Here is a 12,537-nt window from a genome sequence, read left to right on the forward strand (position 1 = left end):
TTTAGAGTGTCTCCATGTCTGAGAAGTTGCCGGCGAACGCCGTCCTCGTGGAGTCCGCGCTGCGTGAACGCGGAGCCAACGGCGAGATCGTGGTGCTGCCGGAGAGGGCGCCCACGGCCGCGACCGCGGCGGCCCAGCTCGGATGCGAGGTCGGGGCCATCGCCAACAGCCTGATCTTCGACGCCGACGGCGAGCCGCTGCTGGTGCTCACCAGCGGCGCCCACCGCGTCGACGTCGAGCTGATCGCCCGCACGGCGGGCGTCCAGCGGGTACGCCGGGCGACGCCGGAGTTCGTCCGCGCCGCCACAGGGCAGCCCATCGGCGGCGTCGCCCCGGTCGGGCATCCCGCGCCCGTGCGCACCCTGGTGGACAACTGGCTGAGCAAGCACGACGTGGTCTGGGCGGCGGGCGGGCATCCGTCGACCGTGTTCCCCACGACGTTCGACGAGCTCGTGGGCATCACCGGGGGAACGCCGGTGGACGTCGAGTAGTGTGCGACGCGTGATCGAGTTTCGGGGTGCCGGCCCTGAGGAGTTCGCCGAGCGGCTGGAAACGGTGATCGGCATTTACGCGGCGGCGATGAGGCCGCCGGCCGAGCAGATCGCCGGCCGGATGAGCATCATGCGCAATCACGGAACATATCCCCGTTTCCAGTGCTATTTCGCGGAATTGCGTGAGTCATCCACCGACTGGCCGGCCCCGGAGCCCACGGTCGTCGGCTTCGCGTACGGCTTCAGGGGCGAGCCCGGCCAGTGGTGGCACGACGTGGTCCACCGCGGGCTGGTCGACAAGATGGGCCGGGAGGCTGCCGACGCCTGGCTCGGGTACGCGTTCGAGCTGGCCGAGATCCACGTGCACCCCGACTACCAGGGCAAGGGCATCGGCCGCGCGATGATCCGCACGCTGTGCGCCGGCCGCCCCGAGCGCTCCGCCGTGCTGTCGACGCACGACCAGCCGACGGCCGCCCGCCACCTCTACGCCAGCATGGGCTTCACGGACCTGCTGACCAAGTTCGTCTTCCCGGGCGGCCACGAGGAGTACGTGATCGCGGGCCGTCCGCTCCCGCTCTCTTGAGCGTTTCCTGAGCAAGTTGTGACCGGCGGGTTTGCCGAGCGTGACCGAGGGCACCATCCATGACAGATAGTGACCGCCCCTTTACCGAGAGGCTACGCTCCCTGCTCGTCACCCGCCCGGTCCCCCTGCGGGCGGGTGACGAGCACCCCGAGGCTCAGGCCGACAGCGGCACGCGCTCCAGCCGCTGGAAGACCTCTCGCGAGGCGCTCGACCGGTTGAACGTGATGAAGTGGATCCCGGGCGCGCCCTCGTCGAGCAGCCGCTGGCACATCGCGGCGCCGTGGTCGATGCCGAGCCGCCGCACCGCCGCCGGGTCGTCCTCGACCTCCTCGAACCGGGCAGCCAGGCCGGCCGGGAACGGCGCCCCCGACAACTGCTCGGAGCGGGCGATCGTGCTCATCTGGGTGACCGGCATGATGCACGGGATGATCGGCGTCTCGCAGCCCCTGGCCGCCACCCGGTCGCGCAGCCGCAGGTAGTCGTCGGCCTCGAAGAACATCTGGGTGATCGCGTAGTCGGCCCCCGCCTCGCACTTGCGCACGAAGTATTCGGTGTCGGACTCGATGGACGGCGATCGCGGGTGCTTGTAGGGGAAGGCCGCCACGCCCACGCAGAAGTCGCCCGCCTGCCTGATCAGCCGTACCAGCTCCTCGGCGTAGAGCACACCCTCCGGGTGGGGCACCCACTCGCCCATCGGGTCGTGGGGCGGGTCGCCGCGCACGGCGAGCATGTTGCGCACCCCGGCGTCGGCGAAGCGGCCCACGAGGTGGCGCAGCTCGCGAACGGAGTGGTTGACCGCGGTGAAGTGGGCCACGGGGGTGAGCGTGGTGTCGTGGGCGATCCGCTCGACGATGTCGACCGTGCGGTCGCGCGTGGAACCGCCGGCGCCGTACGTCACCGAGACGAACGTGGGCCGCAGCGACTCCAGCTCCCTGATCGCGCGCCAGAGCTGGCGCGCGCCCTCGTCGGTCTTCGGCGGGAAGAACTCGAACGAGAACGAACGCCCACCGGAGGCGAGCAACTCGCGGACGGTGGGAACCCGATCGGGCCGGATGGAAGGTCGACCAAGCGCCATGGGGCAAGGGTACAGGTACGTTCTCGCGGTGCGCCGGGCCAAGGGCTCCGCTGTGGAGATCCCAATCCGGGATCCGACCATTAGTCTCAATACATGACCAACGACGCCGCCGGCATGGGCACCCTGCGCACGCACGTGGAACAGGTTCTCGGAGAGTTCGTCGAACGACAGCTGCCCTCGGGTGGCGAGCCGGAGTTCCGGCCCCTTCGTACCGCCGCGGACGAGCTGCTCGCGGGCGGCAAGCGGCTGCGGCCCGCGTTCTGCTACTGGGGCTGGCGCGGCGCCGGGGGCACGGACGAGCCCGGCATCTTCACCGCCGCCGCCTCGCTGGAGCTGCTGCAGGCCAGCGCTTTGGTGCACGACGACGTGATGGACAAGAGCGACCTGCGCCGCGGCATGCCGTCCGCGCACCGCCGCTTCCAGGCGATGCACGAGAAGTCCGGCTGGCACGGCTCCTCCGCGCAGTTCGGCGAGGGCGCGGCGATCCTGCTGGGCAACCTGCTGCTCATCTGGTCGGCCGACATGTGGCGGGCCAGCGGCCTGCCACATGAGGCGCTGGAGGCGGCCCAGCCGCTGCACGACCACATGCGCACCGAGCTGATGTGCGGCCAGTACCTCGACCTGCTGGAGCAGGCGCACGGCGAGAACACGTTCGAGTCGGCGCTGCGGGTGGCGCTGTACAAGAGCGGCAAGTACTCGGTGGAGCATCCGCTCCGCCTCGGGCTGGCGCTCGCCGGCCGCGGGCTGGAGCCGTGGATGGACGAGCTGTGCACCGGCTACGGGCAGCGGGTCGGGATCGCGTTCCAGCTGCGCGACGACATCCTGGGCGTGTTCGGCGACCCGGCGCAGACCGGCAAGCCGGCGGGCGACGACCTGCGCGAGGGCAAGCGCACGATGCTGGTGGCCCGCACCCTGGCGGCGGCCTCCGCCGAGGACGCGGCGACGGTGCGGCGGCTGCTCGGCGACCCCGCGCTGGACGAGAGCGGAGTGGAGGAGCTGCGGCGGATCATCGGGGACACCGGGGCGCTGCGGGAGTGCGAGGAGCTGATCGGCGAGTATCTGGGCGAGGCGCTGGCGGCGCTGGAGGCGGCCCCCGTCACGCCGGAGGCGCGTACGGCGCTCAAGGAGCTCGCCATCGCCGCCACCTCGCGCACCATGTGAGAAGAAAGCGAAAGGCGCCCGCCCGGATCGCCGGGCGGGCGCCTTTTCATGGTCAGCGGGACGAAAGGCGTTTGGCGAACTCCGCCGCGGCCGCCCCGGGGTCGTCGGCCTCGGTGATGGCCCGGACCACCACCACCCGGCTCGCTCCGCGGGCCATGACCTCGTCGAGGGTGTCGAGGTCGATGCCGCCGATGGCGAACCAGGGCCGCGTGGCCTCCAGCGCCGCCGCGTGGTCGAGCAGCGGCAGGCCGGGGGCCGGGCGGCCGGGCTTGGTGGGCGTGGGCCACACGGGGCCGCAGCAGAAGTAGTCGACGCCCTCCTCCACGGCCGCGGCGGAGGCCTCGGCGGCGGAGTGGGTGGACCGTCCGATGACGATGTCGTCGCCGAGTATCTCTCGCGCGACCGTCACGGGAAGGTCGTCCTGCCCCAGATGGAGCACGTCGGGTCGGGCGGCGTAGGCGATGTCCGCCCGGTCGTTGACGGCGAGCAGCTTGCCGTGCCGGTCGCAGGCGTCGCGGAAGACCTCGAGCAGCGCGAGTTCGTCGCGCGCCTCCAGGCCCTTCTCCCGCAGCTGGATGATGTCCACTCCGCCGGCCAGCACCGCGTCGAGGAACTCTGCCAGGTCGCCGCGGTCGCGGCGGCCGTCTGTGCAGAGATAGAGGCGGGCCTCAGAAAGCGAGGGCTTGGGCACGCCGCTTGACCTCTGTGTGGCGGCCGGCCTTGATCGCCTCGATGGGCGAGCCGGGCAGCGAGTCGTCGGGGGTGAAGAGCCAGCGCAACGCGGCGGCGTCGTCGTAACCGGCGTCCTGGAGCACGGTGAGCGTGCCAGGCAGGCCCTTCATCACGTCCTTTCCCTGGAGGAACACCGCGGGCACCTGTGGCCCGCCGCTGCCCCGGCGGACGCCGAGGAGCTTGTGATCCTTGAGCAGTTGTTTGGCCCGGCCGATCGAGAGATCGAGGCGCTGGGCCACTTCGGGGAGCGTGAGCCACTCGTCGACGAGTGCCTCGGTCTCCCGGTCGATCTGTGCAACAGAAAGCGTCACGGTCCCACAACTACCACATGCCGTGCTTGCTCAAACAACACAATCTCGTAGGGATACCTGTGGATCTACCAGGCGTTCCGTGTCCACGCGATGACCGGCTTCGATGATCCTGCGCCCCTGGACGACGTCGCGCGGCCGGTCGACGGCGAGAACCGCGGCGATGGTGTCGCCGGCGGTGAGCCAGACGGCCGACCATTTGCCCTCGGGCTCGCCCCGGTGGACGAGCCGCCGGCCGGCGGGGTGGTGGCCGGCGTACTGGACCATGTGGCCGAACTGCTCCGACCAGAAGTAGGGGACGGGGTCGTAGACGGCCTGCTCACCCAGCAGCGTCGCGGCGGCCACGTCGGGGGCGTTGAGGGCGGTGTCCCAGTGTTCGACCCTGAGCCTGGTCTGCCAGCGCCGTGACCACCACGCCGCGCAGTCGCCCACGGCCACCACCCCGGGCAGCGAGGCGCGCAGGTGCTCGTCGGCGACCACGCCGTTGTGCAGGTCGATGTCGGCGTCGGCCAGCCACTCGACGGCCGGGCGCACGCCGATGCCGGTGACGACGGCGTGGGCCTCGACGAACCCACCGCCCACCAGGCGCACGCCGCCCTCCTCGACGGACTCGACCATGGTGCGGAGCCGCAGGTCGATGCCGTCGTACCAGCGCTCGGTGCGGGCGCCGATCTCCGTGCCGACGGCCGTGGCGAGCGGGGCCTCGGCGGCCTCGATGACCGTGACCTCGCAGCCGGCGCGGCGGGCGGCGGTGGCCACCTCCGCGCCGATCCAGCCGGCGCCGATGACGGCGACGCGGGCGCCGGGGACGAGCATGGCGCGCAGCTCGTGGGCGTCGTCGAGGGTGCGCAGGACGTGCTGGGGGCCGTCGCCCGGCAGCCGGATCGGGTCCGCTCCGGTCGCGATGACCAGGCCGTCGTAGCCGAGCTCGCCCTCGGTGGTCTCGACGACGCCCTCGCGCAGCGACTTGGCCTCGACGCCTGGGCGGAACTCGACGCCGAGCGCGGCGAGGTCGGTCTCGACGTAGCTGGTGTCGGCCTTGCCGGACAGCACCGCCTTGGACAGGGGCGGGCGGTCGTACGGGCGGTGGCGTTCGCGCCCGATGAGGGTGATGCGGCCGGCGTGGCCGTGCGCGCGCAGGGCCTCCACCGTGCGCAGTCCGGCCAGGCCCGCTCCAACCACGACGACATGCTCCACGGTGATGACCTTAACGGGGGGCTTGCCCGGACGCCGCACCGAGGCCGTAGGCTGGGGGCGGTAAGACGCGCGGGAGTCCGGCCGGTACCGGGCTGAGAGGAAGGCTGCACGGGCCTTCGACCGCAAGACACCTGATCCGGATCATGCCGGCGAAGGGAGCGCAGGTGGATGTGATCGTGGGTGGCGGGGTCGTCGGGCTGTCCGTCGCCTGGCGGCTGGCGCGCGAGGGGCGGCCGGTCACCGTGATCGACCCGGCGCCCGGCTCGGGCGCCTCCTACGCGGCGGCGGGGATGCTGGCGCCGGTCAGCGAGGTGACGTACACCGAGGCGCCGCTGTTGCGGCTCGGGGTGGCCTCGCTGCGCCGCTGGCCGGCCTTCGCCGCCGAGCTGGCCGCCGACGCGGGGCTGGGCACGACCGGCCTGGAGGCCGGAGGCCAGGAGAGCGCGGGACACGCGGTGGGGCTCCGGCTGGCGCAGGGCGGTCCCCCTGGGCGGGGGCTGGACCTGCGGGCCGACGGCACGCTCGACGTGGCGTTCGGGGCCGACGACCTGGCCGCGCTGGAGGAGCTGGCGGCGTTCATGGACAAGCTCGGGCTGCCGGTGGAGCGGCTGACCGGGCGGGAGTGCCGCCGTCTGGAGCCGATGCTGGCGCCGTCCGTACGGGGCGGGCTGCTGGCGCCGGACGACGCCTGGGTCAACCCGCGCCGCGTCACGGCGGCGTTGCTGACCGCTCTGGAGCGGCGCGGCGTCCCGCTGGTGCGGGCACGCGCGACCGGCCTGCTGCACGAGGGCGACGCCGTCGTCGGAGTACGACTGGAGCCGGGCGGTGACGTGCCCGCCGAGGTGCGCGGGGAGCGGGTGCTGCTGGCCGCCGGGGCCTGGAGCGCCGGGCTGGCCGACGTGCCGGTGCGGCCCGTGAAGGGGCAGATCATTCGGTTGCGGTCGCCTCAGCCGCTGCTCGGCCGGTGCGTACGCGGCACCGTCCACGGTTCCTCCGTCTACCTCGTCCCCCGGGGTGACGGCGAGCTGGTGGTCGGGGCCACGCAGGAGGAGATGGGGTTCGACACGAAGGTGACCGCCGGTGGGCTCTACGAGCTGCTGCGCGACGCCAGGGAGCTGGTGCCGGGCGTCACCGAGCTGGAGGTCGCCGACGTGGTGGCGGGGCTGCGGCCGGGCACCCCGGACAACCTGCCCGTCATCGGGCCGAGCGGGACGCCGGGCCTGGTGTACGCGACCGGGCACCACCGGGGCGGCGTGCTGCTGGCGCCGCTCACGACGGCGATCCTGCTGGGCGAGGAGAGCGAGCTGGCGGCCCTGTGCGCGCCTGGGAGGTTTCGGGAATTTTCATGATTGTTACCATCAACGGGTCCGCGCACGAGGTGGCCGACGGCATCACCGTGGCGCAGGCCGTACGCACGCTGACCTCGGCCACCACCGGAGTGGCCGTGGCCGTGAACGACGAGGTGGTCACGCGCGGCGCCTGGGAGACGACGGCGCTGCGCGACCGTGACCGCATGGAGGTGCTGACGGCGGTGCAAGGTGGATGATCTGATCATCGCCGGGGAGAAGTTCTCCTCCCGGCTCATCATGGGGACCGGCGGCGCGCCCTCCCTGGAGGTGCTCGACCAGGCGCTGGCGGCGTCCGGCACCGAGCTGACCACGGTGGCGATGCGGCGGCTCGACCCGGCCGCGCGCGGCTCCGTGCTCGACGTGCTGCGCCGGCGCGACATCAAGGTGCTGCCCAACACGGCGGGCTGCTTCACCGCGGGCGAGGCCGTGCTGACGGCCCGGCTGGCGCGCGAGGCGCTCGGCACCGACTGGGTCAAGCTGGAGGTCATCGCCGACGAGCGGACCCTGCTGCCCGATCCGATCGAGACGTTCGACGCGGCCGAGCGGCTGGTGGCCGACGGGTTCGTGGTGCTGCCGTACATCGGCGACGACCCGGCGCTGGCGCGGCGGCTGGAGCAGGCCGGCTGCGCGGCAGTGATGCCCCTGGGCGCGCCGATCGGCTCGGGCCTGGGCATCCGCAACCCGCACAACATCGAGCTGATCGTGGAGGCCGCCTCGGTCCCCGTGATCCTCGACGCCGGCATCGGCACGGCCAGCGACGCGGCGCTCGCGATGGAGCTGGGCTGCGACGCCGTCCTGCTGGCCACGGCGGTCACCCGGGCGCAGCGGCCCGACCTCATGGCGGCGGCCATGAAGGAGGCCGTCAGGGCGGGGCGGCTGGCTCGGCAGGCGGGGCGCATCCCGCGCCGCCGCTACGCCGAGGCGTCGTCCCCGATGACGCCGTGACGCGATCCTGTCCGAGGCGGAGACCGACGCCGGAACCGGTGCGGGGACACGCCGAGAGGCACGTCTCCGCATCGGTTTCGGGCGGTGGGGCCCTGCCAGTGGCAAAACGCCCGTAAACTCAGCGGGGTGGATACGACGACTGCGGACCCGCTGGTCGGTCGACTCCTCGATGGGCGTTACCGCATCGAGAGCCGGATCGCCCAGGGCGGTATGGCTACCGTCTACCTGGCGCTCGACATCCGTCTCGACCGGACGGTGGCGCTGAAGGTCATGCACCGCTCGCTGGCCGCCGACCCCGCGTTCGTCCGGAGGTTCATCGGCGAGGCCAAGTCGGTCGCCAGTCTTTCCCATCCCAACGTCGTGCACGTCTTCGACCAGGGCACCGACAACGACGTCGTCTACCTGTCGATGGAGTACGTCCCCGGCCGCACCCTGCGCGACATCCTGCGCCAGCGGGGCCGGCTGCCCGCCCGCGAGGCGCTGGAGATCCTGATCCCGGTGCTCGCCGCGCTGGGCGCCGCCCACCAGGCCGGGATGGTCCACCGCGACGTCAAGCCGGAGAACGTCCTGATGACCGACGACGGCCGCGTCAAGGTCGTCGACTTCGGCCTGGCCAGGGCGATCGAGGCGACCAACCAGACCCGTACCGGCATGATGATCGGCACGATCGGCTACATGGCGCCCGAGCAGGTGATGACCGGTGCCGCCGACGTGCGCAGCGACGTCTACGCCGCGGGCATCATGCTGTTCGAGCTGGTGACCGGGGAGCAGCCGTACGACGGCGAGACGCCGATGTCGGTGGCCTACCGGCACGTCCACGACACCGTGCCGGCGCCGTCGTCGCTGGTGCCCGAGGTGCCGCAGCTGGTCGACGCGCTGGTGGCGCACGCGACCGCGCGTGAGCCGGCCGACCGCCCGAAGGACGCGACCGCGATGCTCGTGCGGGCGGTGGAGTCCCATCGGGCGCTGCCGCGCACGACGACCCCGCCCGTGTCCGGCGCGCACTCGCTGCCGCCGCAGCACTTCGCCGTATCCGGTGCCGCCTCCGTGCCGCAGGCCGCGCCGGGCCACACCCTCATCCAGCCGCGCGCCGAGGTGCCGCAGCGGCGCGGGTTCCGTCCCCACTGGCTCCTGGTGACGCTGGCGGCCGTGATGGTGGTCGCGGTCGGGTTCACCGGCTGGTTCTTCTCGCGGCCCGAGCTCGTCGGCGTGCCCAACGTCGCGGGCCAGAACCTAGCGGTGGCCGAGAAGAACATCGCCGCGCTGGGCCTGCAGGCGCGCAAGGGCGAGAGCGAGTACAGCGAGAAGGTGGCCGAGGGCCTGGTGATCGCCACCGACCCGGGGGCCGAGGTGCAGCTGGAGAAGGGCTCCACGGTCACGCTGACGCTCTCGCTCGGGCCTGAGCGCATCGTCGTCCCCAACGTCGCCAACATGAACGGCAACGACGCGCGCGCCGCCATCGCCGCCGCCGGGCTGACCGTGGGCTCGGTCAAGCGCCTGGCCAACAACGAGGTGGAGCGCGACAAGGTCATCCGCACGTCCCCGCAGGTGGGCGAGAAGGTGAAGAAGGGCGCGAAGGTCGACATCTTCGTCAGCGCCGGTCTGGTCATGCCCGACGTGTCCGGCATGCCGAAGGACGAGGCGGCCGGCTACCTCGGCGCCCAGGGCTTCCAGGTGCAGGTCAACGAGGTCGACGACGACGCCGAGCCGTGCACCGTCATCGCCCAGTCGCCCAAGGCCAAGACCGAGGTCGACCAGGGCGCGCCCGTCATGGTCACGGTGTCGCGCTGCCAGGTCGACTTCTGGCAGTGGTTCCGCGGCGGCGACCGCGACGGTGACGGCGACGACGACTCCGAGGCCCGCGACGACCAGCAGTTCGCCCTGGTGCCCGGGGTGATCGGCAAGGACGTGCGCGACGCCAAGGCCGAGCTGGAGGCGCTCGGCTTCAAGGTACGCGTGCAGCGGCTGGGCAACGGCGGCGTGGTGCAGTTCCAGCGGCCGCTGCCCAACAGCGAGCGCCCGCCGGGCACGACGGTCTACCTCTGGCAGTAGCTCCCTCAGGGGCCCTCTCAGGCCAGATGGCCGTGGAGGCGCACCCTGGCCAGGCCACCGTCGGGATGGATGTCCACCCGTACGTGGGTGACCGGGTCGCGGTGGGCCAGGCGGAAGCGGTGCGGCGTGTCGGGTTGCAGGCGGGTGCGGGGCAGCAGCGGCACCTCGCGCTCGCCGTCCAGGCCGGTCAGCGCCACCGCGCCCGGCGCGTTGTGCAGCAGGTTGGTGGTGTCGATCTCGGCCAGCCTGATGACCCCGCGCCCGGCCAGCCGGATGACCAGCCAGTCGTTGCCGCCCTCGCGCCGCCGCGCGGTCTCCCAGCCCTCCGCCTGGTGCCGGGCCAGGCCGGGCGCGATGACGTTGTTGGGCGCGGAGTAGAACGCGTTGGAGCAGTCGGTGACCAGGCCGCCGTTGGCGAGCGCGGCCAGGTCGAGGCCGAGCCCGTCGTGGACGGACAGGTCGGGGCGGGCCTCGCCGTGCACGCGCAGGCGCGCGACGCCCCCGTCGGGATGGATGTTCAGCCGTACGTGGGTGTAGCGGGTCCCGTCGGCGACCTCGAAGCGGTGCTCGGCGTCGCCGTTGAGCGCGGACAGCGGGACGATCTCCGTCCAGCGGGCCTCCAGCAGCTCGGCCGGTGACGGGTGTCCCTCGGCCGAGGCCGCCTCGACGGAGGCGTGCGGCGGGTAGTTGCCCTTGAACCAGGCCGTGTCGACGACCACGCCGCGGATCACGCCCGGCACGCCGAGGCGGACGAGGGCCCAGTCGTGGCCGGGTTCGCGGCGGCGGCGGGTCTCCCAGCCGTCGTACACCTGGCCCTTGCTGCCGAACGTCTCCGGGCTGAAGCCGGGGCGTCCGGGCCTGATCAGGCTCTCCTTCTCGGCGAACGACTCGTCGCTGGCGGCCACGACCGCACCGCCGAAGGTGCGCAGGGCGAGGTCGGGCAGGGCGGTGAATCCGGGCATCTAGTGAGCCCTCCAGAGGAATCGTCCGTGCGGTTCGCCGTCCACGGGCCGGCCGCGCAGCCAGGTGGTCAGGACGACGCCCGTGAGGGTGCGGCCGTCGTACGGGGTGACGGGGTTCTTGTGGTGGAGGCGGGTGGCGTCGACCACGTGGGCCGCCGTGGGGTCGAAGGCGACGAGATCAGCATCATTGCCCACCTTTATCCCGCCTTTTCGCGAAATACCAGCCATTGCGGCGGGATTGGCGGACATCCAGCGGACGACGTCCTCCAGCCCGAAACCCCTGCGCGCGGCCTCCGTCCAGACCGCGGACAGGCCGAGCTGCAGCGAGGCGATGCCGCCCCAGGCGGCGGCGAAGTCGGGCACCTTCAGGTCGGCCGGCGACGGCGAGTGGTCGGAGACGACGCAGCTCAGCACTCCCCTGGCCAGGCCGTCCCACAGCAGGTCACGGTTGGCCTCCGAACGGATCGGCGGGCAGCACTTGTACGCTGTGCGCCCCTCGGGCACCTGCTCGGCCGCCAGCGTCAGGTAGTGGGGGCAGGTCTCGGCGGTGACCGCCGCGCCCCGCGCCCGCGCGTCCTCCAGGACGTCGAGGCAGGCGGCGCTGGAGACGTGCAGGACGTGCACCCGGGCGCCGGTCTCCGCGGCCAGCGCGACCAGCCGCTCGACCGCGCCGCGCTCGGCCTCCCCCGGCCGCGAGGCCAGGAACTCCGCGTACGTCGGCCCGCCCGGCTCGCGCAAAAGCGCCGGATCCTCGGCGTGCACGACCATCGTCCCGCCGAACCCGGCGACCTCCTCCAGGGCCCCGCGCAGCTCCCCGGCGCCGAGCGGCGGGAACTCCTCCACCCCCGACGGCGCCATGAAGCACTTGAACCCGAAGACCCCGCGCTCGTGCAGGGGCGCCAGCTCCTTGACGTTGCCCGGCACGGCTCCGCCCCAGAACCCGACGTCCACGTGGCACCTCCCCTCGGCCGCCCGCAGCTTGGCGTCGAGCGCCTCGGTGCTGACGGTGGGCGGCAACGCGTTGAGCGGCATGTCGAGGAGCGTGGTGACGCCTCCGGCGGCGGCCGCCCTGGTGGCCGAGGCGAAACCCTCCCAGTGGGCCCGGCCCGGCTCGTTGACGTGCACGTGGGTGTCGACCAGGCCGGGCAGCAGGGCCAGGTCGCGCAGGTCGACGTCCTCGGCGGCGGGCAGCGGGTCGGCGTATCCGGCCACGGCCGCGATCGTCTCCCCGCGCACGGCGACCGCGGCGGCCCGCTCCCCTTCGGGCGTGACGGTCCTGCGCGAGCGGACGACGAGGTCGTACGCGCTCACGCGGCGCCCTCCGCGAGGCGGCGGTCGGCGGCGAGGCGGGCGGCGAGGCGTTCGAGCAGCGGGCCGGCCTCGGCCATGCACCGCTCGGGGTCGGGCTCGAGGTCCGTCAGCGCGTACGCGGCCTCGATGCCGGCCGCCTTCAGCTCGGCGTCGGTGAGCGTACGGCGGCCGCACACGGCCACGACGGGCACGCCGGCCCGGGCGGCGGCCTGCGCGACGCCGACGGGGGCCTTGCCGCGCAGCGACTGGGCGTCCAGCGAGCCCTCCCCCGTGACGACCAGCCGCGCGCCGAGCACCACCTCGCCGAAGCCGAGCAGGTCGAGCAGGTAGTCGATGCCGGGCCGGATCTCGGCGTGCAGGAACGCCAGCGC

14 protein-coding genes and 1 riboswitch are annotated in these 12,537 nt (G+C 72.9%); of the genes, 7 read left to right on the top strand and 7 right to left on the bottom strand.

Annotated features, from left to right (window positions below; translation table 11 throughout):
- The first annotated feature begins 14 nt into the window (after window positions 1-14).
- Window positions 15-491, top strand: coding sequence for a YbaK/EbsC family protein (locus tag E1286_RS05925; protein ID WP_132609486.1), 477 nt, complete (start codon window positions 15-17; stop codon window positions 489-491).
- A gap of 10 nt (window positions 492-501) precedes the next feature.
- On the top strand, window positions 502-1,074 hold the full coding sequence (locus E1286_RS05930; RefSeq protein WP_132609488.1) for a GNAT family N-acetyltransferase: 573 nt from the start codon (window positions 502-504) through the stop codon (window positions 1,072-1,074).
- A gap of 154 nt (window positions 1,075-1,228) precedes the next feature.
- On the opposite strand, the gene metF is transcribed toward E1286_RS05930, so the two are convergent.
- A complete protein-coding gene (metF, locus tag E1286_RS05935) occupies window positions 1,229-2,149 on the bottom strand; it encodes a methylenetetrahydrofolate reductase [NAD(P)H] (protein WP_132609490.1) in 921 nt (306 codons plus the stop codon).
- A 93-nt stretch (window positions 2,150-2,242) separates the two neighbouring features.
- On the opposite strand from metF, the gene E1286_RS05940 reads away from it, so the two are divergent.
- Window positions 2,243-3,310: a polyprenyl synthetase family protein gene (locus tag E1286_RS05940; RefSeq protein ID WP_165969596.1), complete on the top strand. Its 1,068-nt coding sequence runs from the start codon at window positions 2,243-2,245 to the stop codon at window positions 3,308-3,310.
- A 52-nt stretch (window positions 3,311-3,362) separates the two neighbouring features.
- On the opposite strand, the gene thiE is transcribed toward E1286_RS05940, so the two are convergent.
- The 3 genes from thiE to E1286_RS05955 are packed head-to-tail and all read right to left on the bottom strand — an operon-like array spanning window position 3,363 to window position 5,547.
- On the bottom strand, window positions 3,363-4,001 hold the full coding sequence (thiE, locus tag E1286_RS05945) for a thiamine phosphate synthase (protein ID WP_132609492.1): 639 nt from the start codon (window positions 3,999-4,001) through the stop codon (window positions 3,363-3,365).
- Window positions 3,979-4,353, bottom strand: coding sequence for an Rv2175c family DNA-binding protein (locus E1286_RS05950; protein WP_132609494.1), 375 nt, complete (start codon window positions 4,351-4,353; stop codon window positions 3,979-3,981). The genes thiE and E1286_RS05950 overlap by 23 nt, the downstream gene beginning before the upstream one ends.
- A gap of 30 nt (window positions 4,354-4,383) precedes the next feature.
- Window positions 4,384-5,547: an NAD(P)/FAD-dependent oxidoreductase gene (locus E1286_RS05955; protein WP_132609496.1), complete on the bottom strand. Its 1,164-nt coding sequence runs from the start codon at window positions 5,545-5,547 to the stop codon at window positions 4,384-4,386.
- 59 nt (window positions 5,548-5,606) lie between these two features.
- Window positions 5,607-5,722, top strand: a riboswitch (TPP riboswitch).
- Between E1286_RS05955 and E1286_RS05960 the strand changes: the two genes are divergently transcribed.
- From E1286_RS05960 to pknB, 4 genes are all read left to right on the top strand, one after another.
- Window positions 5,691-6,896 carry an FAD-dependent oxidoreductase gene (locus E1286_RS05960; RefSeq protein WP_165969597.1) on the top strand — a complete coding sequence of 402 codons (1,206 nt, stop codon included), beginning with the start codon at window positions 5,691-5,693 and terminating at the stop codon, window positions 6,894-6,896. It overlaps the preceding riboswitch by 32 nt.
- The gene (gene thiS / locus E1286_RS05965; RefSeq protein ID WP_132609500.1) at window positions 6,893-7,093 is read left to right on the top strand and encodes a sulfur carrier protein ThiS; all 201 of its coding nucleotides are present in this window, start codon (window positions 6,893-6,895) and stop codon (window positions 7,091-7,093) included. Before E1286_RS05960 ends, thiS begins: the two co-directional genes overlap by 4 nt.
- Complete coding sequence (locus tag E1286_RS05970) at window positions 7,086-7,841, top strand: thiazole synthase (protein ID WP_111177076.1); 756 nt, start codon at window positions 7,086-7,088, stop codon at window positions 7,839-7,841. Before thiS ends, E1286_RS05970 begins: the two co-directional genes overlap by 8 nt.
- A 126-nt stretch (window positions 7,842-7,967) precedes the next feature.
- A complete protein-coding gene (gene pknB, locus E1286_RS05975; RefSeq protein WP_132609502.1) occupies window positions 7,968-9,893 on the top strand; it encodes a Stk1 family PASTA domain-containing Ser/Thr kinase in 1,926 nt (641 codons plus the stop codon).
- A gap of 17 nt (window positions 9,894-9,910) precedes the next feature.
- Here pknB and alc read toward each other — a convergent pair whose 3' ends face one another.
- The 3 genes from alc to E1286_RS05990 all read right to left on the bottom strand — a co-directional run.
- The gene (gene alc, locus E1286_RS05980) at window positions 9,911-10,855 is read right to left on the bottom strand and encodes an allantoicase (RefSeq protein ID WP_132609504.1); all 945 of its coding nucleotides are present in this window, start codon (window positions 10,853-10,855) and stop codon (window positions 9,911-9,913) included.
- Window positions 10,856-12,166: an allantoinase AllB gene (allB, locus tag E1286_RS05985; protein ID WP_132609506.1), complete on the bottom strand. Its 1,311-nt coding sequence runs from the start codon at window positions 12,164-12,166 to the stop codon at window positions 10,856-10,858.
- Window positions 12,163-12,537 (bottom strand): glycerate kinase (locus E1286_RS05990; protein WP_165969598.1); only part of this gene is annotated, 375 nt, incomplete at its 5' end. The genes E1286_RS05990 and allB, both read right to left, overlap by 4 nt.

The sequence above is a fragment of the Nonomuraea terrae genome (genome assembly GCF_004348995.1).
Taxonomy (GTDB): domain Bacteria; phylum Actinomycetota; class Actinomycetes; order Streptosporangiales; family Streptosporangiaceae; genus Nonomuraea; species Nonomuraea terrae.

Bases quoted from the DNA above. Each gene is read 5' to 3' on its own strand.
- E1286_RS05940 (WP_165969596.1), top strand. From the start codon at position 2,243: ATGACCAACGACGCCGCCGGCATGGGCACCCTGCGCACGCACGTGGAA.
- thiS (WP_132609500.1), top strand. From the start codon at position 6,893: ATGATTGTTACCATCAACGGGTCCGCGCACGAGGTGGCCGACGGCATC.
- metF (WP_132609490.1), bottom strand. From the start codon at position 2,149: ATGGCGCTTGGTCGACCTTCCATCCGGCCCGATCGGGTTCCCACCGTC.
- E1286_RS05960 (WP_165969597.1), top strand. From the start codon at position 5,691: ATGCCGGCGAAGGGAGCGCAGGTGGATGTGATCGTGGGTGGCGGGGTC.
- alc (WP_132609504.1), bottom strand. From the start codon at position 10,855: ATGCCCGGATTCACCGCCCTGCCCGACCTCGCCCTGCGCACCTTCGGC.
- E1286_RS05925 (WP_132609486.1), top strand. From the start codon at position 15: ATGTCTGAGAAGTTGCCGGCGAACGCCGTCCTCGTGGAGTCCGCGCTG.